The organism is Bacteroides ilei, from assembly GCF_900128495.1.
Taxonomy (GTDB): Bacteria; Bacteroidota; Bacteroidia; order Bacteroidales; family Bacteroidaceae; genus Phocaeicola; species Phocaeicola ilei.
The window spans coordinates 1077358-1099969 of the sequence record NZ_LT635801.1; the positions used below are offsets into that span (position 1 = coordinate 1077358).

Genomic DNA, 22612 nt, shown 5'->3' on the forward strand with positions numbered 1-22612 from the left:
CTATATATCATTTATTGAAACCATCTCCAGCCGGCTGTCCCCGGCATAGTTGAAATAACCGGCATACAGGTAGGCCATCGTGTCAATCGGGATGAAATCCTCATCCTCCGTACCCTTGCGGGAGAGGGAAAGCATCTTGGCCGTGACAACGCCTGCAACCGTCGTAACCGCCTCCAGCATCTTATGGGAGTAAATGACACCGCCAAAACGCTGGGATGTCTTAAACTCCTCCAGTGAAGCCAATACGGCTTCGCGTACCGTATCTACCGGGTTGGCCGGATTATAATAGACTTTGATGTCATACTTCACTTCATCGGCATCCGTCGATATGATTTCCGACTTTGTGCCGGCAAACTTGACCGCATCGATATAGTTCTTGAAGTTCAACAGTTGATTGCTCGTAAGCGGCACAATCTTCCCCTCTTCGTCCTCGGTGGCCACGCGAAACATGATTGTGTTATCCTCTGCCACGTTCACGGAGGCTATCTTTACCACACGCGCGGATTCATCCACCTTCTCATACTCCAACAGGCCGGTTACCGTGTCGAACACCAGTTCATGGTCCATCTGGAACTCGTAGCATTTATCGTTATACCAGGTCAGCGTACCCGCCACCTCCTTTTCCGCGTCCGCATCCATTTCCCGTTTGAATGCGTCCAATACCAGTTCAAAACTGTAGATACAGTATGCCACAAAGTGTACCCAAAGCCGCCACTCGGATGCGGCCGATGTGGACAGGCTGAATGTCGCTTGCAGCCTTCCCGTAATGCTTTCCTCTATCTGTTGTATTGTTCTTGCCATTGCGTTTCCATGTAAGTGGTGATATCCCTGTCTATTTTCTTGACTACCGTCTTTTTTACAAGGCGGCTGTCATCGTCAATGCTTATCCGCTGTCCTACCTTCAACTTAATGTCCGGGTAGAAAGCGCCGAGAGAGCGTCCGGCTTCAACCACGGCCGAAGGTTCATTTTTCATCTCCGGGTTGTTCGCCATGATTTCACCCATTGCCTCTGCCGTCCCATAATGTTGCAGGGCAATGTCCAGCAGTTGCTGTTCATCCTGTACCTCAATCACCTTCATACGTCGCCTCCACATTTAAATCGTTTGAATAGGCCGCAAAAGCAACCTTCCGTACTTTCATACCGTCGGCCGTAAATTCCTTGCGTGTGGCACGGAGCAGGCCTTCCGGATCGTTATCCATCATGTAATTTACCGCCCCGACACCGGCTTCCGGTTTTTGCCGGATATGACCTTTGTCACTGTACAGCAAATCCCGCTGGTGCTGGTAGGTGCTTTCCGTTACCAGCAAATCACCGGTTGTCAAATCAAGGTCACCGTCTGGCTGTTGCTTATAGTCTTTCATACGCTATGATATTTTGTTTCCAAATGTGCCTGTTACGGGGCCCATCGATGTAGCCAGGCCGGTTGTATAGGTGATTGTGGCACTCTTGATGGCATTCATGACGGCATCAGCCAATTTGTCCGCTACCTTGTCGATAGCCCCTTCCCGGTCATCGTCCTGCTGGTTCATCACTTGGGTAAAGGCTTCCTTTATCTCTGATTTGATTGTCGATTTTATTAATGCCATACGCTATCCCTCCATATAATTAGGCAAATCCGCCTTGATTTGTTGAAATGTTGTTATATTGATGGGAACTCCGGACGGACCGACAGCCGTCGGAACTGTCAAGGCACAAATCCCGTCCAGTATCTGTTCCAAAGTCCTTTTCAGGCCGCTGCTGCCGCGGGTGATCGTAACGCCGGCTGTTGATGCCTTGACGATGGTACTGTCAGCTGTGACGGTTAGTTTGTCGGCTTCGTGCAGAGCTTTCACCTTGTCATTTGTCACTTCCAACTTTCCCGCATCCACATGAATGGTTATCTTTTTCCCTTTCTTGATATCGATGTTTTCGGTATCAACCTTTACCTCCAGATCATTGTCGGTAAATATCATCTTGTCTATCTCAGTGAATTGGCACACGAATAGTTCGTTACTTTTCCCGATACGGCAGACCAGTACTGTACTTTGCAGGCGTGGGATAAAGGCAAAGCCTTGCAGTTCCGCCTTGACCAGGCCACGGAGGCGGACATCGAAATAATCCACCTGGTCGTCGCGTTTGACGGTACAGGTAAACTCATCCTCGTTTACTTCGGTAACGGTTCCCAGGAATACCTGGTCGCCACTTTCGCCGAACCGCTCATGGAACTTCCGGCGTAATTCTTCCATTTCCTTGCTCATGCCTTGATACCTATTTCTACGGTGCGACGGCCGCCACCTGTCCCGAAAGCCGTTTCCACGCTTTCGATAAAGTAGTCGCCGCTCCGTTCGTTATACACTTTGTCCTCGATGCTCGCAACGCCTCCCGGTAGGGCAAAAGGAAGCAGGAAGGTTTTTATCTTGCCCCGGTAGCCGTCAAACGAATACCGTTTCAGCTCTTCCCGGGCAAGCGTTTTCAGTTCCGCTGCGTCTTTCACATCGTAATAGTAAAAGGTACGTGTTTCTCCGCCGCCCTCGCCCAGCTCGCCTTCTATCTTCGTACCGTCCTTATAATAGCAGACAGCCTTAACTTTCAATTTTATGTCTTCTGCCAGCTGGTATTTCAGTTCATCGTCGCTGATCACGTTCTCACGGAGGACGTATTTCACTGTTTCGCCTTTCACGTCGTTTGCCTTGCCGACATTCAGTTTGCCGTCAATATCAAAGTAGGCGACCAGCCCGTATTCCTTTTTCAGCCGACCGAGCACCTAGCTTCCTGGCTTGTTGTTGATGACGAAGTTCTTCAGCGTCAGGTCAACGACTTCACCCATTTGAACACCCGTTAAAACACTGTTCAAACACTCTTTTAACGTTGTTTCCTTCTTGCTGAAAACACAGTTCAAGAAACGCAGCTTATAATATTCATCCTCACATTCGATTTCCAGGGGAACTTTATAGTTCAGGCGCTTTACGTAACCGACAAACTCGGTGTTCAGGGTACCGTCATAGCCCAACTTGATTTCCACCTTGTCGCCTACCTTGATAGCCTGGGCCGTCTCGATATGCGTAGGCGGTTCCCCGGCATGTTTCAGCACGGCTGTTACCGGAACTTTGACGGTAGCGGTGGCGGCCAAATCGTACAGGCTTCGTTTGATCTTCACGTCGTGAACCGACTTGAAAGAAACGGCCCCTATTTTTATATCACAGCATAAAACAAACATATCACTCCAGAATTAATTCAAAACTCCTATCCGTAACCAGCTCCATTGTAAACACCTGCGCCGTCTCACATCCTTTCATCTCGGCAAAATCGATGCTTTTGATTACAACCTTGTCCTCTTCATCCAGGAAGATGTCCGTAAGGGCGCATTTGAGCGTGACCGACTCGTTGATGTTATACAGCTCCGCAAGGTCGCCCAACTGGCTGTCCGGAAAATCCACATCCATGCAGACACCGGCAATGCGTATGTCGTAATCGTCCACTGAGATAAGTTCCTTCACCGTACCTTTACGGCCGACCATCGCCGTTTCAACAATCGTCTTCTTGCCCCGGATAGAGATGACGGCATTCGGTATCTCGTATTCCGCCCCCTTATGTTCCAGAACCACCGGCATGAAATACCACCGGCCTTGCGCGTCCTTCTTCCGGAGCGTAGAACCGAAGTCGGAGTTCGTTTTCTCCGAAGCCGTTTCGCCGGGGTATTCATACCCGTCTCCTTTATATTTTGCTGGGGCGTCAGGAATGAACCCGCCGGGGTACGGAAAACCTTTATACCCGATTACGTTAAGCAGCATGTCGCCCAAACTGAACTGGCTTACCCGTTTGAACGTCTGCGCCACCTCTTTGACTGTATATTTTGATGCCATAACTTATCCCTCTCCCAATTCCTCTAATACGTTCATGATCTCCCGGCGTATCGTGTCAATTCCTTTCTGGTCGGTATTAGCCACGTGTATCACAATTTCATCACACACTTTGGCTACTTGGACGCTACGCCCGCTATCGTTATACGTCCGGCTGTTATCGGTCGTAAACTGGTTATTGGTTTCTCGGATATTCTCCACATTGTAGGCGTCGGAACGTCCAGGTGTCGGTATGTCCATCGCCTGCACGTTCGGAGCGGAAGCCAGCATGCCCGGAACGGCAACCGCCGCGGCAATCTTCCGGACGTTCTGCATGATGTCAGCCAAGTAGTTTGTTTCCCCTGCGTCATACGTCTGGGTACTGTCATCCACTTTCGTAGAGGCAGAAGAAATGGTCATAGGTATGGGTTTTCCCATAGACCCTGATACTGGGACAGCTGTGACATTCGCCGGTTCAAGTTTGCGGGTAATAGCGGTATATTCCGCAGATGCATTCAGATTTTTAATATTGTCATCCAAGCGGAGTGTTTTACTTTTTTTCTTTTTTCCGGTTGTATCCAACTTTGCCATCAAGGAGTCAAAATCTGTTTTTTTAATCTTTTCCGGCATAATTTTAACAACGTCTGGCATTTCGGGGGTTAGCTGGCTGGCGGCATCCGCATCGTTTGTTTCCTGTGAAGCCGCCCAACTGCCCTTGCCCGCTTGCTTGCCTTTTTCCCAGGCCGCGGAATAGTTGCCCTTTTGCAGGGTGTTATATACCGCTGATACGGGATTGGCGCCCAAAACGCCTTCCCCTATATCTTTAAATCCCTCTTTAGCAAGTCCAGCAGCCTCCTTGAAGTTGCCTTTTAACATACTGACGATTGCCGAACAGACACCGCCAATACCGGATAATACCTGTTTGAACGGTTTTACGATACTGTCAAGCAGCGTCCGTCCAAATTCCTTTATAACTTCCCAAGTACCGAGAATAACCACACGAAACCCTTCAAACTTCTGCCAGCAATAGGTAACGGCTGTTATCACCGCACCGATGGCAACAGCTACCCATCCGATAGGGGAAGCCGCAAACGCCGCGTTGAGTGCCCATTGTGCGGCAGTCAAACCACCGGTGACGGCTGTCTGCGCAATATCCATCACTTTTTTGATGCCACCAATGACAACCGCCTTTTGGGTCCAGGCATAGTTCAACGCCATCGCTGCGGTCAGTATGCCCAATGTGGTGGTAAACCCGACAACAATCGGATTCCCTTCCTGGATTAGCGAATACCACCCGCTGAAAAAACCGATAACGACCTCCAGTACCGAAGACACCCCGGCAAGAACCGCTCCGGCCACGGTCAGCCCTGCGCTAATGACAGGAAGGGTCAGTTCTCCAACCTCGGTACCGATATTCTTGAACTGGTTCCACACTTCGGTCGCCTTTTGCATACTGTTTGCCGAATACCCTAAAGCCGTATCGGTTTCACCCGCGGAATTGGCGACATCGTTCATGGATTCCTTCAGCTTGCCAATATCAGAGGTAAGGACGGCGAAAGCGCTTTTCGCCTCTTTATCCACCAGACCGGCCTTTTCAAGGAAAGATGATTTCTGTTCGTCATTCATCCTGCCCAAAACGCCTTCCAAGTCGGTGAATATATCCACAACGCTACGGATCTTGCCGGTATCATCGAATACATCCACTCCGGCCTTTGCCAGTTTGTCACGGACATCGACACGTCCCAATACGGAGAAGGCATTTTCCATCAGCGTGGCGGCACGTTCGGCGCTTTGTCCCTTACCAGTCATGTAGGCAAAGGTCCCGGCTACCTCCTTATAGGCAATGCCGAGGTTATCGGCTCCGGCTATAAGGTTCGGCATATAACGCGCAAAGTCGGCAAACTCTCCGGCACCAACACGTTTTGCCGCAAAGAAGGTATCCAATACTTCCTGTGCCGTCGTATTCTCTTTACCCACGATGGAAAGCGTCTGGGCTAACGCCGCCGATACAGTATCGAGGTCGGTAAATCCCGCCTTGCTGCCTTTGAGGGCGGCGTCCAATATGGAAAGGGATAGGTCAACATCGTTCACCTGCGAGTTGATAGCCTCGAAGCCTACCGGGGTGACCTGTACGTCCGTTTTGTTTTCTGCCGCTATCTGTTTCAAACGCTTTTTCAGGTCATCCAGCCCCGCTTCGTCCAACTGGGCGGTGATGTTCACCTGGGCCATGTTCTCATCGAAGCTCATGCCGGCCATGCCCGCTGCACCAACAGCAGTGATACCGGTGACAAGCGGGTTTTTCAAAAGTCCTGCACCGGGAATGGCATCGAATGCCTCCGACGCCCATTTCTTGAATTTGCCGCCACCGGCTGCTGTCTCCAGTTCCTCGATTTCATCCGTGAGCCGGGCAATCTCGCGGTTATATTCCCGGATAGCCGGAATATTGTCAGCCGGAATCCATTCCCTTTCGGCTTGCAGGGCATCAATCTTCATTTTCAGCGAACCGAGTGTCCTTCCCGTGTCACGGCAAACGCTGTCCGCAGACCGCACCTTATCCTGTACGCCTGAAAGGGCGGCCACGGTTCTGTCCGAGGTCGCCGTAATGCTTCCCAGTCTTGCACTGATCTGGTCACGCAGGGAAAAGATGTATTCTATTTTGTTTGCCATAATTTGCCTATGCTGTTAATGAAGTCAATTTTTACCCATTCGGCCATCCTGATCTGAAGGGCCCATTCCTCATCGCTGAGCGTCGAAGGATCGAGGTGTAGCCAGTGGCGGATCAAGGCATCCGAAAGGAACAGCCAGCCGGGTTTCTCCGCCACGGCAGTTCCTTTTATAACTTTTTTAGCTCCGCCTCCTTTACTTCAACCAGTTCGCCCAGCTTCGTGGATACGCCCAGGAACAGGGCATCATCCGTCTTGATTTCTTCATCCCCCGCCAGCCAGCAGTTGCCGAGTAGGATTTCGTTGTATTTCATCGGGTCATTCTTCCCGACAACGGCAGCCGCGCTGAGAGCCTGTCGGCTCGGGCGTTTCAAATAAGCCACCTTGTCGCTGACGGTGACACAAAATACGTCGCCCCATTTCTTTTTCCAGGATTCAATCTGTTCGGGGGTGATTGTCTTGTTATTGTCTTTTTCGTTCATAGTTCCATACATTATTATAGTTATACCACATTGTATTCCACGTCGCAGGCGATAAAAGGCAGCGCGTGTTCCGAATAAAGGTCACCCTCTTTGATGCTGTTCGGCGCTTCCGTGATGGATGCGTTAACGACTTTGTCCGTCTGAACCACACCGGTCTCCGAGATATAGGAAACAATGATGTCAAACTCCAAATCGGTAACATCATCATACCCCTTGGCCTTTGCGGCCGTCTGCATGGCAATCAGTTCGGACTGGAGCACGGTAATCGTGCCCTCATATTCCTTCTTGCCCATCTGTATGCCGCGCGCCTTCTTTCCGGAGGCAAACAGGAGTTCCTTTGCACGTTTGGACTTGTATTCGATGCCACGGATACCTTCAACCGGCTTGCCCAAAAGGACGACTGTCACGGTTGTCCAATCATATTCTTTAGAATTGAATGTTGCCATTATTCACTTTTGTTATAAGGATTATTAAACGATAAGTCCACATTGATTTCCTTCAGCAGGGCCGTAGGAACAATCTTTGCCTGTATTTTCAGGACATTGGTTGATATCAAATCCTGTTTCGGATCCACATAGGCGTTGAAACCGGAAATTTCACCTTCCATATTCACATTGACATTACGGATAAGCAACTGTTCGTAATATTTGCAGATCGGCGTCGGCAACTGCCCGGTTTCCGGGTCAACTGCGATACTGTCCATGATTTCATCGATATATGTCTTATAACATATCACCAATGCCTTCTGGATGACACGGGTCAAGGAAAGGCGGTTGTAATCATCCGTTGTCGCTACCGCAGTCGCGTCATAATTCAGGTAATACCCGTTCTTTCCGATAAACGTGCGGTAGAAGATATAGCCGGCATCGTGCAGGGCATTCCAGAGGCTGTAATCCTCTTCCGGCTTTTTGCCGTCCGTCAGCCAGCCTTCCGCAGCAATGCTCCCATCACGAACACGGGCAAGTGAGATATTGACCGGGCAAGTCGCCAGACGGCCTAATACCTGACCAATCGCAGCCGAATAATATTTGCCTTCTCCCACTTTGCCGTCAGAGGCAAGCACCACCGATACGCAGTTCTCGCTGCCTTCTCGCGGCTGGTACAGACTGTCCGTTGAACCGTTCCAGGCAAGGGCAGGAAGCAGAACCACAAACGGGGCAATCTTATCCAGGTAATTGCTTGCAACATTCTGTGCTGCCTTTACCGCTTCCACGACATCCTGGTCGATACATTTTTCTACTGTAGCATTGTAGTCAGTCCCGGGATTTACGTTGATCCCGACAAGCCGGATACGTCCTGCGGCTGAATCAATCAGTTTCTTCAAGGGAGAACCGTCCCCCATCGAACAGATATCCGTCAGTTTCTTGGCTTCATCCACCACCAACAAGTGAAGTTCTGCGCCATCTCCGGCAGCCGTATAGAATGCCATGATATCCTTGTACAGGAGTGGGTTGTTCTCTTTTGTGATGCCGTACTTTTTCAGGTCAGCAGTACCGGCAAGGACATAAACCTTATCAAGGGCCAACGTATCATTAACAGCCTTGCCGGACAGGATCAGCCCCGAAATACCATCGTCAGACAAGGTAACAGTACCGATATTGCCGTTGCCTAACGTTATATTCACATTTGGTAAACTCATATTAATCGCGTTTTAATAGTTTTCGAACACCTTTCAAACCAAGCAGCAGCGCCAGGATTGAAATTGATATTTTCCCGATCCGCATCCACGTTTCCTGCCACCAGGTAAGACGGTTCACTTCCACCTCGACCTTTACCTCCTGCGGCACATAGATGATTGAATCCTTGCCGGGCACATAAACCGTATCGGGGACGGCTTTCGCCTTGTAGTCCAGTTTCCCGTCCTTGAAGGACAGGTCGGTTTCCATTGTCTTTCCTTTCAGTTCCTCCACCTCCTGCATAAGGACGCGGCCTGTGCTGTCGCATTCAAACAGGGCGGTCAGCAGTGCGGAGTCAGGCGAAAGATAGACAGGCACAAGGCGCTCCCTCATCACCGGTTCAGGCACCGGTTGGCTCACGTGCGTGCCCTTCGACATCTTCGGCCCTGCGCAATTCATACAGCACAGGGCAAGCATCAGCATGATCGGCAAAAGGGCAGCGGTTCGCCTTTTCGACAGCCCGGCGAAGCCGTGCCAGTTCTTTACGTATCGCATTGATTTCCTTCTTTAGAGGTTCAACGACCTGTTCCATCAGAATGGACATCGCTTCTTTGACATTTGCCAGTTCGTCGCCGCGCGTATCCGCCTTGGAGGCTTCTACCTGCGCCCGAAGGCCATCGACTTCAGCGTCGTACTTCTTGCGCAGAAGTTTAGCCGTAAGCCACGAGCTTAACGGTGCGGTAATGATTGCAGCTACTAAGGAAATAATCTCTAAAGGTTCCATTCTGATTTTACAAGTGTTCTTATTATTCGTTCAACAATTCCCAGCCGGCTTCCACGTCGGCCATGACAGCCGGGATACCGTTTTCAACCACACTTATAGCAGCGGCCAGCGCACACATTGTACCCTTATCCTCCACGTCCGGAACATAAGTTGTCGGAACCTGCATTTCCCGACATACGCGGGTGATATAACCCGAGGTATTGTTTTCGGTTCGTGGAGCCCACCGGCTAATAAAATCGGCAATGCTCTGCAAGCCATATTTCCGGCGGTAGTTCTGCAACAGTTTGATCAGGGCACGGTAGCCATGCGCCATATCCTTGAACTCTTCGAAGGAATTATCCTTCTTTGCTCCGGCCGGGACTTCCCCTTTCCAATCGGTAGCATCCGAATTTCGGATGTTACCGGGATTACAGTTTCTGATTCCTCGCGGTGCCATCATCAGGATGCTTTATATTCCGACATGATAGCGCCCATCGCCTCTTTCTTCTTCGGGAGCACGATGAAATAGTGACGGAAATTCACAAGGCTACGCTGGTTCAGCGGGTCTGTCTTGGCCTCGGAATAGTACATCTTTGTACTTCCGGACGCCTTGAATACACGCTTGGTGTAGAACGCCACGGATGCCTGGTACTCATTGGCCGATGCAGCCGTACCGAAAGCGACCTTTGTTCCGGCCACCTTGTACACCGGATTGTCTGAATACTCGTACACCTCAAAGCCGTACAGGTTGGCAATCTTTCCGGTCGTATAGTTATAATACTGGTCCTTGAACTTCTGGTCGGTCAGCAGCAGGTCATTCACGTGATCCGAGCATAATACCAGGCGACGGCCCTGTACAGGAACTTTCATTTTGTCAAATTTATCTTTCAGGGCGATAATATCCGACATCTGGAGGCGACGTCTGCCCGTTGTGCCGCCGCCGACAACTTCCCCCGTGGTTTTAAGTACCGGAGTCTTTTCCGCATTGGAGTCAGGTGCCAACGCATGGATGGCCTTGGCATACTTCTTTTCCTTGATGGCATCGGCATGACGTTCCTTTAGGCTTGCCATCTTGTCGTAGGAAGAAGCGTACAGTTCATCATCCGTTACCGGAGTCGGCTTGGTCTGGAATTTGTCCAGTGAGAACACCGCATCGTTGTCGGTGATTTCCTGTATTGTCAGAGGGTAAGTCTTATTGTTGACCAACACGTCCGGGTCACCACCGACATCAATCATGTGGATTACATCATTCTCCGCATACTGCGAGTAATCGGGCAGCCCATCAAGGAAGGTTGCAACGTCTCCGGCGCGAAGAGTCTTGATAAGTTCACCGGTCCACACTTCCGTCAATACTCCCTCACAGAGTGAGCCGGAAGGCATGAACTTTCCTGCCGCCAATGATACGCCTACGGCGGTTGCGGCCCCTGCCGTAGCCGACACGCCCATAAAGGCGGCCAACATGATGCCCATCACCGCATTGAACAGCAGGGCGGTCATCGCTTTCAATCCGAATTTTGTTTTCATTCGTTCTTTCGTTTTTTGTGATTAATAATTAGGACAGTCCACGCCATATTCAGCCTTATACAGCTTCATATAGGTTTCTTTGTCATTTGCTCTAAGTTCCATCATCTTATCGGTCGGTACGTCCGACAGTTTTTTGTACTCCGATGTAGCGGAACTTCCGCCTGCCGGATGGATGATGTCCGTCGGTTTCTGTGCGGGGTTCATGGCCTCGAAAGTCAGCTTCAGGCTTTCCAACCCGATCTTTTTGCCGAGGGCGACAAAATGGTCTTTCTTCTCGGCCGTGATGCGGCGTTCGGTAATGGCAGCTTCAACGGCGGAGGTAATACCGGCCAGCTGCATTTCTTCCTTTTCCTTTCGCAGTTGCTCGTTGGCTGCCTTATAGCCCAACAGTACCTCAATCGTGGAAAGGATTTCTTTTTCCGTTGCCGTTTCCGGCAAGCCCAGTTTCAGGGCAATTGCTTTAAAATCCATCTGTTCGTCTGATTTTTGAGTGTTATTATTAAGCAGCGGGAGGTTTTCGGACTCCTCACCGGCTGCCAGTTTCAATTCTTTTCCGTCAACATTCAATATAAGCGGCAGTGCATTGTCATTGCCGCCGATATCCACCATACTGACTTCGGTCAGCCTGCTGCGGGTGACGGTCGCACGGTATTGTCCGGGCTTTACAAGCTCCGGAGCGTCGCTGTATTCCAGCACGTCCACATTGGCAGAAGCCATACGCAATGTGCCCTTTTCCCACTGCGCCTTTGCCTGCCGGCTTTCCTCACGTACTTCGTCAAAATAGGGTTCTCCCGTCACCCGCCCTTCCTCTTTCTTCACATCCTTGATGCAGCCGATGATAACGCCACGCCAATGCATCCAGAGCAGTACGGGGTTTTTCTCATACTGGGAAATATCCATGCCTGCCGTGCTGATCCATGTGCCGTAGCAGTTGACCGACTCATCGCTTATCACTATTCTTTTTGCCATTCGTCTGTTCGTTGATATGCGCAAACATACACCATTGGTGAGGGGCTTGAAAAAATCTCCCCAACCTTTGGGAGCTTTTCCCCAACCTTTGAACACTTCTTCCCAAGCCTTGCGCGGTTTGTTGCCGCCTGCTGTCTTTCTTTACATTTTTGCTGAAAAACAAACCATTTTATCATGGCATTATCAAAAAAAGAACTGGAAAAGACAAAAGAGCTGGCCAGGCTTTATTACCTGAATGGGGACACGCAGAAGCTGGTAGCCGAGAAGGTGGGCGTTTCGCGCGTCAGCGTAAACAAATGGGTCAGCGAGGGCGGTTGGGACGCATTGCGGACCGCCAAATCCATTACCCGGAAGGAGCTGGTGGCCAAAATCATGAAGAAGGCCGACGAACGGCTGGAAAGCGGGGAAATGACCGCTGACGAAATGGCTAAACTGGCAGCCAGTATCGAAAAGATAGACAAACGCACTAACGCGACGACCATTATCGAAGTGCTCACCTCGTACAACAACTGGCTGGTGGCACGCACCCAGTTTGACAAGGAACTGACGGTCGATTTCCTTAAAATGACCAACCGTTACCAGGACACCTTCATCGCCGAACAGGTTTCGGCAGAAAATCCGGGGTTATAATATATAATGTATATGGCGACACAATTAAACCAAAAAGAGGCTCTGAAACGTTGGAAACAACTTTGTGAGACAATCCAGAACTTCTCCACCGTCAACACGGCAGAGACGAAAGCCTCCCAGCAGGAACGCATCTGCCGTGCCCGAAAGGATTATGCCTATTTCGTGGAATATTACTTTCCGCACTACTGTACAGACAGCGAGACAGGCAAGGCTATCCCATCGGCAAAACACCATATCGAAGCGGCAAGGAAAATTCTCCGGAAACGCTCGCTAAAGGCTGCATTCAAATGGGCACGCGGGCAAGCCAAATCCACACACATGGACGTGATGATACCCATGTGGCTCATGGCGCAGAAGCGGCGGGAGATAAACGTCATGGTTTTGGTCGGCAAATCAGAAGACTCAGCCAAAACTTTGCTTGGCGATATCCAGGCCGAGCTGCAATACAACAAACGCTATACGCACGACTTCGGAACAAAATACAATGCCGGTAACTGGCAGGACGGCGAGTTTGTCACCTCCGATGGCGTGGCCTTCTTTGCCCGTGGCCGTGGCCAGTCGCCGCGTGGTCTTCGTTACCGGAACCGCCGTCCGGACTACATCGTCATCGATGACCTCGACGACGACGAGCTGTGCGAGAATGACAGCCGTGTCCGGAAGATTACGGAATGGGTCAAAGAGGCTCTTTTCGGGGCATTCGGCGCCGAGGGCGGCCGTTTCATCATGGTCGGTAACCTGATCAGCAAATGCAGCGTATTGGCAAACATTGCGGCATCGAAAGGCGTGGAGGTAAGCCAGGTGAATGTTCTGGACAAAAACGGCAAATCCGCTTGGCCGGAATACTGGACACCGGAACGTATTCAGGAAAAGCGGGAGTTCATGGGTTACCGTGCCTTTGAAAAGGAATACATGAACAACCCCATCAAGGAGGGTTCCGTGTTTAGAAAAGACTGGATCCGGTGGAAAAAGATATTGCCGCTCGACAAGTACGACGAAATAGTGGCCTATTGTGACCCCTCGTTCAAAGGCTCGACACAAAACGACTATAAGGCTATCAAGGTATGGGGAAAGGTCGGGACGGAACTGCACCACCTCTACGCCTTCGTCCGGCAATGCTCTGTTTCGGAAATGGTCCGCTGGTTCTATGACCTGCACGAACGGCTGCCCGAGAGTGTCATCTGCCGGTATTTCATTGAGGCGAACTTCTTGCAGGACATCCTGCTGGATGAGTTCGCCACCGAAGGGAAACTCAGAGGTTACCAGCTTCCCATACAGGCTGACAAACGCAAGAAACCGGACAAATTCCAGCGTATCGAGGCGGTTTCCCCGCTGTGGGAACGGGGCTTCGTCTTTTACAACGAGGACTTGCAGAACGACCCGGATATGCTGGCAGGCATTGAACAGACCCTTTCCATCGAAAAAGGGAGCCGGACACATGATGACGGCCCGGATGCGGACGAAGGGGCTATCTATGTATTACAAAAGCATACGCGAATGCAGGAGTTTAAACCGAGTATCGGCACACGCCGGTCTCCTAAAAATATGTGGTAATGATACAGTTTATTAAAGACATGATTCTGAATTACAGAATACGACGCGCCATCCGTTTGGCGGGTGAGCTATCCGAAGTGAGCAAACGGAAATACCTGGTCCTTCTCGTGGCCGGAGTACCGAAAGTATTTTCCAAGCAGGAACTGAAAAAGATGATCGCACAGCGCAAGTTCCGGAAGGGGACGACTATTCAAGACCTTGAAAAACGTGCAATCCTTATAACCGGATAAGCCTATGTTTCTGACGGAAGAAGATTATATCATGGCAAGCGACACCGCGCTGAAGGTGTTGCAGCAAAGTTCCAAGGAGAATCGGGAGCGTGCCGAACGGATGGCCATAGAGGAAGTATCCGGCTATCTGCGCAGCCGGTATGATGCAGCAAAGGTATTTGCAGCCACCGGTGATGACCGCAACGACCTGATTGTGATGCGGACCTGCGATATCGCACTTTACCACCTGTCGTCATGGCTTCCTAACCGTATGGGGCACGAGATACGCAAGGAGCGTTACGAACTCGCCCTGAAATGGTTGGAAGGGGTACAGGCCGGGAAGATTACGCCGGACTTGCCGACCGTGACCGGGGAAGACGGGGAAGAGGACATAAACAACCCTATGAAGTGGGGTTCGGAGAAAAAGAACATTTATATATGGTAGGCTATGGCAAAAAGAAACAGATACAGCAATGACCTAAGGGTCGGAAATTTCAACCTGGCATCTGCCCGCGACCGCAAGCGGATCCAGTCGATGACCGTCGAACTGAAGCTCCAGGCCGATGCGCTCACGCAAAAGGACATGCGCTCGTGGCGGCAGGCATGGCAGACCGCCATCGACGTTGAGAACCCACGAAGGGGAAGGCTTTATGACATCTACCGTGACGTTGAAGTGGATCTTCACCTGGGCGGCTGCGTGGACCAGCGCAAAGGCTTCGTCGAAAAGAAAAGTTTCAAATTGGTGGACCGGGAGGGCAAGCAAAACGATACGGCCACGCAAATACTGGAAGCTGCCTGGTTCAAAGACATGGTCGGATACATACTGGACTCCCGCTATTGGGGGCATTCCCTCATACAGCTGGGTGATATCATCACGGTAGAGGGCGAAATGCGCTATACCGGCGTCGAGGTGGTCAACCGGAAACACGTGATTCAGGAGTATGGCGTAATCATACGGGAACAGGGCGATGAATGGAAATCCGGCATACCCTACCGGGATGGGCCGATGGCAGACTGGGTGATTGAAGCCGGGAAACCGCATGACCTCGGCCTGTACCTCAAAGCCGCCACGCAGACCATCCCGAAAAAGAACATGCTCGCCTATTGGGACCAGTTCGGGGAAATCTTCGGGATGCCGATACGTATTGCCAAAACATCATCCCGTGACCCGAAAGACCGGGCGCAAATTGAAAACATGCTTTCCAATATGGGGGCAGCCCCGTGGGGCATGTTCCCGACAGACACGGATATAGAAATCAAGGAGACGACACGGGGCGACGCTTTTAATATTTATGACAAACGTATCGACCGTGCCAACTCAGAGCTGTCGAAAGGCATCCTGAACCAGACAATGACCATCGACAACGGCAGCAGTCTGTCCCAGTCGGAAGTCCATCTGGAAGTATTCGAGAATGTGGTGGAAAAGGATGCCGACCTCGTAAGGGATATTGTAAACGACCAGCTTCTGCCGCGTATGATAAAGCACGGCTTTCCGGTAAAAGGGCTGCACTTCGAGTGGGACGACAGCGTGGACTACACCCCGGAACAGCAGTTTGAATATGAGAAAATGATTGCAGACCGCTACGAGGTGGACCCGAAATATTTCATCGACAAATACGGTGTTCCCATTATCGGCGAGAAGAAACAGCCGGAACAGGCAGCCTTGGCACGCCCTTTTTTCGACTGAGCCCGGATGATTATGCCGGGCTGCACAACCGTATCGGGGAACTGTACCACACAGGCTCCCTGCAACTCTCTGCCGAAGATTACCCGGATACTTCCGGTGTGGAGTCGGCCTTTGAAAAGGCTATGAAATGGCTGCATAAAAAAACGCATCTTCGGGGCAGGCATGCTCAGCGAAAAGCCGGTGCGCCATCTGATAGAGGAAACGGCCTCTTACCTGTCGAAGGGCATTGAACGGGGAATCATGGAGGAACAGCCGTCAGAGGCGATGGTCTCCAGCCTCCGTGAAAGCGCCGGTGTCTTCTCCGGCTTCAAGACGTTTCACGAAATGAAGGAAGCGGCAGGTTTGTTGCTGGATGAGAACGGCGGTCTAAAACCGTTTGAACAGTTTTCAAACGATGTTCAAAAGATTAATGATGCTTACAACAAGCATTATTTGAAGACGGAATACAATTTCGCAGTACAGAGCGCACAGATGGCCGCAAAGTGGGAAGAGCAGCAAGACGATGGCGAGGGTCGATATCTGCTCCAGTACCGCACTGCCGGGGACAAAAAGGTACGTCCGTCACACCGGGAAATGGAGGGCATCACCCTGCCTGCATCAGATCCTTTTTGGGATAAGTATTACCCGCCGAATTCATGGAATTGCAGATGCCAGGCCGTTAAGGTCCGTGTATCCAAATATCCGGCAACGGACAGTAGTGAGGCCATGAAAGCAGGAGATAAGGCGACAGAAGGCAAATACGCGGAAATGTTCCGGTTCAACCCCGGTAAGCAGCGTGCGGCCTATCCTGCTTACAACTCGTACACCATTAGCAAGTGCAAGACCTGCAAGAAACGGCAGGAACTGGCGAAAGTGCCGAGCAACGAACTTTGTGCGGCATGCCCGGTTATTCATGAATGCGCAGGGGATATTGCCAAATCGCAGGCGGCCATCGAACGGAAGCACTACCTCAGGGAAATGCAACCGCTGTTGAAGAAAAAGATCACGCTGGAGATTGACGGGGTGAAAAAAAGTATCGGGTTCCGCAAGAATGGGAATGAACACCTATATAGTGATACATTCGGGAGATCTTCTGTTTTGAAGAAAGAACATTTATCCGGACTGGATAAGGTTCTTGCAGAATCTGTATATGTCAAATGTGTAGGAATAGATCCTTCCCACCCCAAAAAGGATATAAAACGTTTCTATTATTTTAAAGGAGAGATTGACGGGAAAACTGTATATCTAAATGTGGGTGAAACTGATTTTGTCACAAAGAAAGGAAATGTGGTACATGATTGCTACCTGTATTCTATCACAGATAAAATAAAATAAACGTATATGTTGGCGGCATCTTAGGTTTACAGGACCAGGTCTGCCCACTCAACACATACGTTTACATCGCAAATATACAACTAATAATCTAAAATCCAATCTTATGGACGAAGATTTTAAAAAAGAGGTCATCGACCGGTCGCTGGAAGATATCAAGGTCGAATTTGACGAAGAGTTCGACCGGAACTTCGAACGTACAGCGTTTTTTGACGAAAAGCAGTGGCCGGAGCGCAAATTTGATGACGGCGTCGGGTCGCTCATGCAGCGTACCGGTGGACTACGCGGGAGCATCCGGAGCCGGAAACGGCGTGACGAGCTGGTTTATTCTTCTTCCAAACCCTACGCACGCATTCATAACGAAGGCGGGGAAATCAAGGTGACAAAGAAGATGAAAGGGTACTTTTGGCATAAGCTGAAAGAGACGCAAGACAAGTACCAGTACAGAAAGGATGGTGAAAAACGGAACAACAAGCGGAACCGGCAGCTCTCCGACAAAGAGGAGTTTTACCGGGCAATGGCCTTGAAAAAGGTAGGTTCGACCATCCAAATTCCCGAACGCCGCTTCATCGGAGCGGGGCGGGCAACCGACCGGATTATCCGCGAGATAACAGAACAGAATTTTGAAGACTATTTAAAACGACATCCAATCATAGACAAATGAGAAAGATATTATACCAGGAACTAAAGAAACGCCTGTCGCGCCTTTTACTGGCCGACGGTGGCGATATTGTCTTCGTATCGGAAGAACGTATCAAGGAAATACAGGAAGCCGGAGAAACGCCCGATTACGCAATCAGGCATATCGGACTTTGGAACCGACAGGTGGAGTTCATCGAACAGGAGTCGCATTTCCCGATGCCCGCCGTGTTTGTGGAGTTCGGAAAACTGTCGTGGAGGCATCAGCAGGGAGGCTTGCAGGATGCCGACCTGACCATAGGGCTGCATATCCTGACCGAAGCCCTGCCGGAAGGGTACGACGGTGAGGAGTTTCATTTGGATTTGCTCGACAAAATAAACCGATGCCTGCACGGGTTCACCGGCAACTATTGGGGTGCGTTCAAGCGCTCTGCGTCCATTCCCTGCCACGACCACGAAGAGATACTGGATGACACGGAGGTTTATCAAACTCTTTTATATGATGATTCAGCGGTCAAGAAACTGGTAAAACGGCCTGTACCGGCCGATATCAATGCGCAGGTGAGAAAACTCTGATCAGCCAAAAAGCGACAGTTGCAAATCCTCCTTACGCTCCATTATCTTGGGATTGGCTGCGGCATTGATGTAATTATAGAAGGTGTTTTCTGAGATGCCATAAATAGGATGGATGTAGCGTCGCCAGATCTCGCGGTTAGATAGTCCGGATTTGGCGTATTCGTCATAGATGGCGTTCACCTCGATGACACGTTTTGCATAGGAACATCCTTTTGGCTTCATACTCTTACAATTACTTCAATTACAAAAGTACAAAAAAGTCATTTCCAAAAGAAACAAACGGCAGGACATTTTTACACATCCTGCCGTTTGATAAACTTTAGCTCTCCTTTCCATCAAGCTTTTTCTACATAAATCCCAACCAACGCTGACAAATCCTGATAAACCGGTTGCCCGGTGTTCCGGGTACATCTGTAAGTAACACCGCCCTGAGAATAGTATTTGCCGGAGAACAATTCCATATTATTATTGTACGGTATTGGATCATCCTGCGTTCCCGCGTGTTCTTCGTTGATTTCCTCATAGAGGGCGGCTGTATCAATGCTGGGGGGCTGGTTTGCCAGGACAGTGGAAATCTCCTGTCTTACCCGGTAGAGGCGATCTTCATACCGGACACGGAATTTCGCTTTCAAAGTCTTGCCGATGAAGTCTTTCCATTCAGGGTGGATTTCCTTCAACTGGAGAGCTTCATTGTTCGTCATGTCGGTATTGTTGATGGTCATTTGCGCAAAGAGGACCGCTTGCTGTTCCGGTGTTTTCTTGGCCGAGGCGATAGCTACACGTACTTCCTCCAGCGTCATGGAGGACGGTTCCGGGTAACCTTCCTGAAAATTGATTGCTGTCAGCGTTTCGATTGTACCGGCATTGGCAATAGAGTCAAGTTGCTTTTTGATGTTCTTATCGCAGTCGCCATAATTAGCCAATACACGACCGGAAATGAACAAAGCTTCATCGGGTGAGACCTCGACCACCCCGGATTCTGTAATAAGGGGAACAGTTGCATCGTTGTCCTTCACCGCCTGTTCCGCCTGGCTGCGCAACAGAAGTATGCCGCTTCGCTCCAGTGTGATATTCTTTCCGTCCAGAACGAAGCTGCCTACGGCTTCTTCACCGCTGCACCATATCGACATGACCGATTTCACGTCCGATAAATCGGGCTTGAACAAGAATGTTTCTTCCATGTAGTTTACGCCTTTCACTTTGCCTTCTTTGTCGGCGGGATTGTCCTGTACATCCCAGCGGACATTCCATTTGTTCTGATCAGCGTTGATACACTCAAACAGTGATACGCCTTTAGTTCCTTGTACTCTTTTCATCTTGTTTCCTCCTGTTTTTGTAATGTTAAACCTAAAGCGGCCATAGCCATTCCCAATTCCATTTCCTTTTTTTGTTCTTCCATAAGTTCCGTAGGGAAAAGAATCGGTTCTTCAACCATTTTCTGCCAGACTTCATCCGACATGTTTATATTAGCCAAATAAGCTGCCGCTTGCACTGTCTTTTTATCCAGTTCTATCAAAATCTTTACTTTTTCCTCCATAATTGATTATTCTTGATTATTTTCCGGCACGTAAGCCGAGATATAGGTTGTTACTTCACACGATACAATGACGCGACCCGAGCCCTTGCACTGGGGGCAGACAGCACCGTCTTTTACTCCCTTGCCCTCGCAGACCTTACAGGCTACGATATGAGGCGGGATTGTCTTTTCGCGTTTTGGCGCAGGTGATTCCATTCCGGTCGGTTGCTGCTCCGACTGTCTTTTAACCTGCTTTCTGCTGAATCTTTGAAAAATGTTGTTCATATCGATTATAATTGGTTATTGTTTTCGTTGTCTGCCTTCCAGCTGACTGTTACAACAGCCTTCAGGCGTTTGCTCCCTTTGCACACGGGGCACTCCCGTTTGATGCGTTCCCCATATTCATCCATTCCCCAGAACCAGCCGTTGCCGTGGCAATGACTGCATTTGAAGCCGCCGAACTCCACCCGTTCGACCGGTTGCTCTTTCAGGAAGAGCGGCGGCTGGATTAACAGAACCGGCTGCTGCTTACTCATGCCTCTGTCATACCTAAAGGAATACATACCCATGCGCCGTTCTCATTCTTGACTTCTGCGCGAATGAACTGTTTACTGATGGCAGGCTGGTAGGCTTCCTCGATGATCTGCACACCTTCCATGAAACGTTCCGAACCGGTTTCCTCCGCAATTTTACGAAGCTGAACCACACGGCTTGCCTTTAGCGTGCCCTTGGCATCACGGGCCAACAGGCGGAGCACCATTTTTACGAGTGCCTTTGTCTTTTCATCGCTGGCCAAACCCTCGATATATTCCTTCACGATAGCGATGCCGTCTTCCACCGTGTCACGGTACCCGTCGGTGGTGTAAACACCCACGGTGATACGCTTATCACCGGCTGAGTTGGTGAATGTATCGGAACGCTGGCCGTCTTTTTTCAATTTCAAGACCTCTGATTTCATATCGATGACATTGCGGAAATCGTCCAAAACTGCCTGCTTGGTGTCCTTGATTCCTTGACTCAAGCATTGCAAGGAGGGGATTACCCGTTCAATCGTCTCATCCACCAAATCCCGGTAGGCTTCGCGGTCGCGTTTGGCCTGTTCCTTAGCGGTCTTTGCCGCTTTCTCTGCCTTGAATGCTTCAAACTGCTCTCTTTCTTCGGCTGTCATTTCGACTGTCTGTTTTACTTCTTCCATGATTCGTTAATTTAAAAGTTGATTACTATCGTTCTTTTCTATGTTTTTCTTATTGATGATACGTAGCTTGATAGCCACCATATCGAGTTCTTCGACGGTAAGCCTGGCGAACTTCTTCCCGCTGATCCGGGGATTCATGCAGAAGGCATCCACCCGTTCCCAGTCGGTGGTGTCAATGCCATGCTTTTGCATCAGTTTCAGTGCCACTGAACGCTTCTGCCGCAACTGTTCGCGGTAGATTTCCCGTACCTTCCGGTTCTGGTCCATCTGCTGCATGGCCTCACACATGTCGTTATATTCCTGGGTGGTCATTTCGCGGAGCGAATCTGTTCTACCACCGGTGTATTGGTTTACCAGTTCCGCCTTTAGTTCTTCGCGGTCTGTTGTGGGCAAACGGTTCAAAAGGACATAGAACCGTGCATAATTGCGTGCTTTCATTCAAAGTCCTCCTCTTTAAGTCCATACTCTGCCATCAGTGCATCGTGCGAACTGTCCGGAGAATCGTTCGGACAGTTCGCTAAAGATGAAAGACTGGTCTGTAAATGAAAAGCCTTCCGACTTTTCCATCGCGTCATTCAAGATCGCTTCTATAATTTCGTCCATGACATTATGATTTACTGTTATTTTTCTTTTTTTCCGTTCCAATATTGGGTGGCGCCTTCTGCCCATATCGTAAAATGATTGCCGGGTTCTGTGATGAAGCGGCCTTTGCATACCGCACGAAAACCTTCCACGCGTATCTTCATATCCGCGTCGTACGCCACCTTCTTGGCTGCACGGCCTTCCGGGTTTTCGCCTTCCGCGTGACTAATGAATATCAGCAGTTTGTTCGGGTGGCGTTCCTTCAGACTTTTATAGGAGGCGTATGTGAGCCCGCTGTATTGGAAACTGTCAATGATCACCACCTCCGGGCTCCTTCGCTTCAAAAGCCGCTCGCTCAATTCGTCCATCTGTTCACGGTCAAGGATGATAAACCGCCGGTTTACCTCTTCCATCCGTTCACGGTTGAGTGAATTTTGCAGGGAAAGTCCTGTACTTTCTTCCAAGCTGTCATAGGCAACCCTGCACCACCGGCACAGATATTTGGCCAACTTCATAACAAAGGCACTTTTCCCGTTCCCGCTTTGTCCCCAGATAATCCAAGTTCCGGTTTGCGCCGGTTGCCCGAATGCCGCTTTCCATTCCCCTTCGAACGGGAAGCTCGGTATGCTCATTTTTTGCACCTCTGTAGGCGAATAAGCTCTTCTCATACCGGTACCTCCTTTACTGCTACCTTGCAATTGGTAGCTGCCCGTATTTTTGCGGCCAGCTCCAATTCTTCCAGTTCAATCACGATAAGCCCTTTCGTACGTGCCCTTCTTACCCTAAGGTCGCAAGGGTATTCACCTTCTTCCCATAAGAGAAGCACATGAGCCGCGTATTGGTATTCCATGCCCAACTGATATACTTTCTTTACTGCCAT

The 22612-nt window shown here is 50.1% G+C and carries 35 protein-coding genes; 8 read left to right on the forward strand and 27 right to left on the reverse strand.

Annotated features, from left to right (window positions below; all coding sequences use genetic code 11):
• From BQ7489_RS04550 to BQ7489_RS04625, 17 genes are all read right to left on the reverse strand, one after another.
• Positions 1 to 801 carry a hypothetical protein gene (locus tag BQ7489_RS04550; protein ID WP_072530122.1) on the reverse strand — a complete coding sequence of 267 codons (801 nt, stop codon included), beginning with the start codon at positions 799 to 801 and terminating at the stop codon, positions 1 to 3.
• Positions 777 to 1079: a hypothetical protein gene (locus BQ7489_RS04555; RefSeq protein ID WP_072530123.1), complete on the reverse strand. Its 303-nt coding sequence runs from the start codon at positions 1077 to 1079 to the stop codon at positions 777 to 779. Before BQ7489_RS04555 ends, BQ7489_RS04550 begins: the two co-directional genes overlap by 25 nt.
• Complete coding sequence (locus tag BQ7489_RS04560) at positions 1066 to 1362, reverse strand: hypothetical protein (protein WP_072530124.1); 297 nt, start codon at positions 1360 to 1362, stop codon at positions 1066 to 1068. The genes BQ7489_RS04555 and BQ7489_RS04560 overlap by 14 nt, the downstream gene beginning before the upstream one ends.
• A 3-nt stretch (positions 1363 to 1365) precedes the next feature.
• Positions 1366 to 1587 carry a hypothetical protein gene (locus BQ7489_RS04565; RefSeq protein ID WP_072530125.1) on the reverse strand — a complete coding sequence of 74 codons (222 nt, stop codon included), beginning with the start codon at positions 1585 to 1587 and terminating at the stop codon, positions 1366 to 1368.
• Between the two features lie 3 nt (positions 1588 to 1590).
• A complete protein-coding gene (locus tag BQ7489_RS04570) occupies positions 1591 to 2238 on the reverse strand; it encodes a hypothetical protein (RefSeq protein ID WP_072530126.1) in 648 nt (215 codons plus the stop codon).
• Positions 2235 to 2744, reverse strand: a complete 510-nt coding sequence (locus BQ7489_RS17730) for a hypothetical protein (RefSeq protein WP_239496921.1) — start codon at positions 2742 to 2744, stop codon at positions 2235 to 2237. Before BQ7489_RS17730 ends, BQ7489_RS04570 begins: the two co-directional genes overlap by 4 nt.
• Positions 2745 to 3197, reverse strand: a complete 453-nt coding sequence (locus tag BQ7489_RS17735; RefSeq protein ID WP_239496922.1) for a hypothetical protein — start codon at positions 3195 to 3197, stop codon at positions 2745 to 2747.
• A gap of 1 nt (position 3198) precedes the next feature.
• Positions 3199 to 3843, reverse strand: coding sequence for a DUF6046 domain-containing protein (locus BQ7489_RS04580; RefSeq protein ID WP_072530127.1), 645 nt, complete (start codon positions 3841 to 3843; stop codon positions 3199 to 3201).
• A 3-nt stretch (positions 3844 to 3846) separates the two neighbouring features.
• Positions 3847 to 6486 carry a phage tail tape measure protein gene (locus BQ7489_RS04585; protein WP_072530128.1) on the reverse strand — a complete coding sequence of 880 codons (2640 nt, stop codon included), beginning with the start codon at positions 6484 to 6486 and terminating at the stop codon, positions 3847 to 3849.
• A gap of 166 nt (positions 6487 to 6652) precedes the next feature.
• Positions 6653 to 6964: a hypothetical protein gene (locus BQ7489_RS04590; protein WP_072532028.1), complete on the reverse strand. Its 312-nt coding sequence runs from the start codon at positions 6962 to 6964 to the stop codon at positions 6653 to 6655.
• Positions 6965 to 6984: 20 nt separating this feature from the next.
• Positions 6985 to 7410, reverse strand: a complete 426-nt coding sequence (locus BQ7489_RS04595; RefSeq protein ID WP_072530129.1) for a hypothetical protein — start codon at positions 7408 to 7410, stop codon at positions 6985 to 6987.
• Entirely contained in the window at positions 7410 to 8603 is a 1194-nt protein-coding gene (locus BQ7489_RS04600; RefSeq protein ID WP_072530130.1) for a DUF2586 family protein, read from the reverse strand. The genes BQ7489_RS04595 and BQ7489_RS04600 overlap by 1 nt, the downstream gene beginning before the upstream one ends.
• Position 8604: 1 nt before the next feature.
• Positions 8605 to 9018, reverse strand: a complete 414-nt coding sequence (locus BQ7489_RS04605) for a hypothetical protein (protein ID WP_162617775.1) — start codon at positions 9016 to 9018, stop codon at positions 8605 to 8607.
• Positions 8981 to 9364: a hypothetical protein gene (locus BQ7489_RS04610; RefSeq protein ID WP_072530132.1), complete on the reverse strand. Its 384-nt coding sequence runs from the start codon at positions 9362 to 9364 to the stop codon at positions 8981 to 8983. Before BQ7489_RS04610 ends, BQ7489_RS04605 begins: the two co-directional genes overlap by 38 nt.
• Before the next feature lie 22 nt (positions 9365 to 9386).
• On the reverse strand, positions 9387 to 9803 hold the full coding sequence (locus tag BQ7489_RS04615; protein WP_072530133.1) for a structural protein P5: 417 nt from the start codon (positions 9801 to 9803) through the stop codon (positions 9387 to 9389).
• Positions 9803 to 10867, reverse strand: a complete 1065-nt coding sequence (locus BQ7489_RS04620) for a phage major capsid protein (protein ID WP_072530134.1) — start codon at positions 10865 to 10867, stop codon at positions 9803 to 9805. The genes BQ7489_RS04615 and BQ7489_RS04620 overlap by 1 nt, the downstream gene beginning before the upstream one ends.
• 21 nt (positions 10868 to 10888) lie before the next feature.
• Positions 10889 to 11836, reverse strand: a complete 948-nt coding sequence (locus BQ7489_RS04625; protein ID WP_072530135.1) for a hypothetical protein — start codon at positions 11834 to 11836, stop codon at positions 10889 to 10891.
• Between the two features lie 174 nt (positions 11837 to 12010).
• Between BQ7489_RS04625 and BQ7489_RS04635 the strand changes: the two genes are divergently transcribed.
• From BQ7489_RS04635 to BQ7489_RS04670, 8 genes are all read left to right on the forward strand, one after another.
• Positions 12011 to 12466: a COG3415 family protein gene (locus BQ7489_RS04635; protein WP_072530137.1), complete on the forward strand. Its 456-nt coding sequence runs from the start codon at positions 12011 to 12013 to the stop codon at positions 12464 to 12466.
• Positions 12467 to 12478: 12 nt separating this feature from the next.
• The gene (locus BQ7489_RS04640; protein ID WP_072532029.1) at positions 12479 to 14017 is read left to right on the forward strand and encodes a hypothetical protein; all 1539 of its coding nucleotides are present in this window, start codon (positions 12479 to 12481) and stop codon (positions 14015 to 14017) included.
• Complete coding sequence (locus BQ7489_RS04645) at positions 14017 to 14247, forward strand: hypothetical protein (RefSeq protein ID WP_072530138.1); 231 nt, start codon at positions 14017 to 14019, stop codon at positions 14245 to 14247. The genes BQ7489_RS04640 and BQ7489_RS04645 overlap by 1 nt, the downstream gene beginning before the upstream one ends.
• Before the next feature lie 4 nt (positions 14248 to 14251).
• A complete protein-coding gene (locus BQ7489_RS04650) occupies positions 14252 to 14671 on the forward strand; it encodes a phage protein Gp36 family protein (RefSeq protein ID WP_072530139.1) in 420 nt (139 codons plus the stop codon).
• 3 nt (positions 14672 to 14674) lie between these two features.
• On the forward strand, positions 14675 to 15913 hold the full coding sequence (locus tag BQ7489_RS04655) for a phage portal protein family protein (RefSeq protein WP_072530140.1): 1239 nt from the start codon (positions 14675 to 14677) through the stop codon (positions 15911 to 15913).
• A gap of 162 nt (positions 15914 to 16075) precedes the next feature.
• Positions 16076 to 17227, forward strand: coding sequence for a phage head morphogenesis protein (locus BQ7489_RS04660; RefSeq protein WP_072530141.1), 1152 nt, complete (start codon positions 16076 to 16078; stop codon positions 17225 to 17227).
• A gap of 103 nt (positions 17228 to 17330) precedes the next feature.
• On the forward strand, positions 17331 to 17888 hold the full coding sequence (locus BQ7489_RS04665; protein WP_072530142.1) for a phage virion morphogenesis family protein: 558 nt from the start codon (positions 17331 to 17333) through the stop codon (positions 17886 to 17888).
• A complete protein-coding gene (locus tag BQ7489_RS04670) occupies positions 17885 to 18439 on the forward strand; it encodes a hypothetical protein (RefSeq protein ID WP_072530143.1) in 555 nt (184 codons plus the stop codon). The genes BQ7489_RS04665 and BQ7489_RS04670 overlap by 4 nt, the downstream gene beginning before the upstream one ends.
• Here the strand turns inward: BQ7489_RS04670 and BQ7489_RS04675 are convergent, their stop codons facing one another.
• From BQ7489_RS04675 to BQ7489_RS04715, 10 genes are all read right to left on the reverse strand, one after another.
• Positions 18440 to 18661 (reverse strand): hypothetical protein, encoded by a 222-nt coding sequence (locus BQ7489_RS04675; protein ID WP_072530144.1) that lies wholly within the window; start codon positions 18659 to 18661, stop codon positions 18440 to 18442. It lies immediately after the preceding gene.
• Positions 18662 to 18774: 113 nt separating this feature from the next.
• The gene (locus BQ7489_RS04680; protein WP_072530145.1) at positions 18775 to 19755 is read right to left on the reverse strand and encodes a hypothetical protein; all 981 of its coding nucleotides are present in this window, start codon (positions 19753 to 19755) and stop codon (positions 18775 to 18777) included.
• Positions 19752 to 19976: a hypothetical protein gene (locus BQ7489_RS04685; RefSeq protein WP_072530146.1), complete on the reverse strand. Its 225-nt coding sequence runs from the start codon at positions 19974 to 19976 to the stop codon at positions 19752 to 19754. Before BQ7489_RS04685 ends, BQ7489_RS04680 begins: the two co-directional genes overlap by 4 nt.
• Before the next feature lie 6 nt (positions 19977 to 19982).
• Entirely contained in the window at positions 19983 to 20171 is a 189-nt protein-coding gene (locus tag BQ7489_RS04690; protein ID WP_113745277.1) for a hypothetical protein, read from the reverse strand.
• A 74-nt stretch (positions 20172 to 20245) separates the two neighbouring features.
• Complete coding sequence (locus BQ7489_RS04695; protein ID WP_072530148.1) at positions 20246 to 20491, reverse strand: hypothetical protein; 246 nt, start codon at positions 20489 to 20491, stop codon at positions 20246 to 20248.
• Complete coding sequence (locus tag BQ7489_RS04700) at positions 20488 to 21150, reverse strand: DUF3164 family protein (RefSeq protein WP_072530149.1); 663 nt, start codon at positions 21148 to 21150, stop codon at positions 20488 to 20490. The genes BQ7489_RS04695 and BQ7489_RS04700 overlap by 4 nt, the downstream gene beginning before the upstream one ends.
• 6 nt (positions 21151 to 21156) lie before the next feature.
• Positions 21157 to 21588: a hypothetical protein gene (locus tag BQ7489_RS04705; protein ID WP_072530150.1), complete on the reverse strand. Its 432-nt coding sequence runs from the start codon at positions 21586 to 21588 to the stop codon at positions 21157 to 21159.
• Positions 21585 to 21725 (reverse strand): hypothetical protein, encoded by a 141-nt coding sequence (locus BQ7489_RS17550; protein ID WP_162617757.1) that lies wholly within the window; start codon positions 21723 to 21725, stop codon positions 21585 to 21587. Before BQ7489_RS17550 ends, BQ7489_RS04705 begins: the two co-directional genes overlap by 4 nt.
• Positions 21726 to 21770: 45 nt before the next feature.
• Positions 21771 to 22400 (reverse strand): hypothetical protein, encoded by a 630-nt coding sequence (locus BQ7489_RS04710; protein ID WP_072530151.1) that lies wholly within the window; start codon positions 22398 to 22400, stop codon positions 21771 to 21773.
• Positions 22397 to 22612 (reverse strand): hypothetical protein, encoded by a 216-nt coding sequence (locus BQ7489_RS04715; RefSeq protein ID WP_072530152.1) that lies wholly within the window; start codon positions 22610 to 22612, stop codon positions 22397 to 22399. The genes BQ7489_RS04710 and BQ7489_RS04715 overlap by 4 nt, the downstream gene beginning before the upstream one ends.

Excerpts from the sequence above, each read along its gene's own strand:
- BQ7489_RS04605 (WP_162617775.1), bottom strand. The coding sequence starts at position 9,018 with ATGTCGAAGGGCACGCACGTGAGCCAACCGGTGCCTGAACCGGTGATG.
- BQ7489_RS04640 (WP_072532029.1), top strand. The coding sequence starts at position 12,479 with ATGGCGACACAATTAAACCAAAAAGAGGCTCTGAAACGTTGGAAACAA.
- BQ7489_RS04670 (WP_072530143.1), top strand. The coding sequence starts at position 17,885 with ATGAGAAAGATATTATACCAGGAACTAAAGAAACGCCTGTCGCGCCTT.
- BQ7489_RS04695 (WP_072530148.1), bottom strand. The coding sequence starts at position 20,491 with ATGAGTAAGCAGCAGCCGGTTCTGTTAATCCAGCCGCCGCTCTTCCTG.
- BQ7489_RS04645 (WP_072530138.1), top strand. The coding sequence starts at position 14,017 with ATGATACAGTTTATTAAAGACATGATTCTGAATTACAGAATACGACGC.
- BQ7489_RS04625 (WP_072530135.1), bottom strand. The coding sequence starts at position 11,836 with ATGGCAAAAAGAATAGTGATAAGCGATGAGTCGGTCAACTGCTACGGC.
- BQ7489_RS17550 (WP_162617757.1), bottom strand. The coding sequence starts at position 21,725 with ATGACGCGATGGAAAAGTCGGAAGGCTTTTCATTTACAGACCAGTCTT.
- BQ7489_RS04560 (WP_072530124.1), bottom strand. The coding sequence starts at position 1,362 with ATGAAAGACTATAAGCAACAGCCAGACGGTGACCTTGATTTGACAACC.
- BQ7489_RS04600 (WP_072530130.1), bottom strand. The coding sequence starts at position 8,603 with ATGAGTTTACCAAATGTGAATATAACGTTAGGCAACGGCAATATCGGT.
- BQ7489_RS04705 (WP_072530150.1), bottom strand. The coding sequence starts at position 21,588 with ATGAAAGCACGCAATTATGCACGGTTCTATGTCCTTTTGAACCGTTTG.
- BQ7489_RS04710 (WP_072530151.1), bottom strand. The coding sequence starts at position 22,400 with ATGAGAAGAGCTTATTCGCCTACAGAGGTGCAAAAAATGAGCATACCG.
- BQ7489_RS04565 (WP_072530125.1), bottom strand. The coding sequence starts at position 1,587 with ATGGCATTAATAAAATCGACAATCAAATCAGAGATAAAGGAAGCCTTT.
- BQ7489_RS04655 (WP_072530140.1), top strand. The coding sequence starts at position 14,675 with ATGGCAAAAAGAAACAGATACAGCAATGACCTAAGGGTCGGAAATTTC.
- BQ7489_RS04700 (WP_072530149.1), bottom strand. The coding sequence starts at position 21,150 with ATGGAAGAAGTAAAACAGACAGTCGAAATGACAGCCGAAGAAAGAGAG.
- BQ7489_RS04660 (WP_072530141.1), top strand. The coding sequence starts at position 16,076 with ATGCTCAGCGAAAAGCCGGTGCGCCATCTGATAGAGGAAACGGCCTCT.
- BQ7489_RS04665 (WP_072530142.1), top strand. The coding sequence starts at position 17,331 with ATGGACGAAGATTTTAAAAAAGAGGTCATCGACCGGTCGCTGGAAGAT.
- BQ7489_RS04685 (WP_072530146.1), bottom strand. The coding sequence starts at position 19,976 with ATGGAGGAAAAAGTAAAGATTTTGATAGAACTGGATAAAAAGACAGTG.
- BQ7489_RS04570 (WP_072530126.1), bottom strand. The coding sequence starts at position 2,238 with ATGAGCAAGGAAATGGAAGAATTACGCCGGAAGTTCCATGAGCGGTTC.
- BQ7489_RS17735 (WP_239496922.1), bottom strand. The coding sequence starts at position 3,197 with ATGTTTGTTTTATGCTGTGATATAAAAATAGGGGCCGTTTCTTTCAAG.
- BQ7489_RS04550 (WP_072530122.1), bottom strand. The coding sequence starts at position 801 with ATGGCAAGAACAATACAACAGATAGAGGAAAGCATTACGGGAAGGCTG.
- BQ7489_RS04610 (WP_072530132.1), bottom strand. The coding sequence starts at position 9,364 with ATGGAACCTTTAGAGATTATTTCCTTAGTAGCTGCAATCATTACCGCA.
- BQ7489_RS04580 (WP_072530127.1), bottom strand. The coding sequence starts at position 3,843 with ATGGCATCAAAATATACAGTCAAAGAGGTGGCGCAGACGTTCAAACGG.
- BQ7489_RS04590 (WP_072532028.1), bottom strand. The coding sequence starts at position 6,964 with ATGAACGAAAAAGACAATAACAAGACAATCACCCCCGAACAGATTGAA.
- BQ7489_RS04585 (WP_072530128.1), bottom strand. The coding sequence starts at position 6,486 with ATGGCAAACAAAATAGAATACATCTTTTCCCTGCGTGACCAGATCAGT.
- BQ7489_RS04650 (WP_072530139.1), top strand. The coding sequence starts at position 14,252 with ATGTTTCTGACGGAAGAAGATTATATCATGGCAAGCGACACCGCGCTG.
- BQ7489_RS04690 (WP_113745277.1), bottom strand. The coding sequence starts at position 20,171 with ATGGAATCACCTGCGCCAAAACGCGAAAAGACAATCCCGCCTCATATC.
- BQ7489_RS04715 (WP_072530152.1), bottom strand. The coding sequence starts at position 22,612 with ATGGCAGTAAAGAAAGTATATCAGTTGGGCATGGAATACCAATACGCG.
- BQ7489_RS04635 (WP_072530137.1), top strand. The coding sequence starts at position 12,011 with ATGGCATTATCAAAAAAAGAACTGGAAAAGACAAAAGAGCTGGCCAGG.
- BQ7489_RS04555 (WP_072530123.1), bottom strand. The coding sequence starts at position 1,079 with ATGAAGGTGATTGAGGTACAGGATGAACAGCAACTGCTGGACATTGCC.
- BQ7489_RS04615 (WP_072530133.1), bottom strand. The coding sequence starts at position 9,803 with ATGATGGCACCGCGAGGAATCAGAAACTGTAATCCCGGTAACATCCGA.
- BQ7489_RS04675 (WP_072530144.1), bottom strand. The coding sequence starts at position 18,661 with ATGAAGCCAAAAGGATGTTCCTATGCAAAACGTGTCATCGAGGTGAAC.
- BQ7489_RS04620 (WP_072530134.1), bottom strand. The coding sequence starts at position 10,867 with ATGAAAACAAAATTCGGATTGAAAGCGATGACCGCCCTGCTGTTCAAT.
- BQ7489_RS04680 (WP_072530145.1), bottom strand. The coding sequence starts at position 19,755 with ATGAAAAGAGTACAAGGAACTAAAGGCGTATCACTGTTTGAGTGTATC.
- BQ7489_RS04595 (WP_072530129.1), bottom strand. The coding sequence starts at position 7,410 with ATGGCAACATTCAATTCTAAAGAATATGATTGGACAACCGTGACAGTC.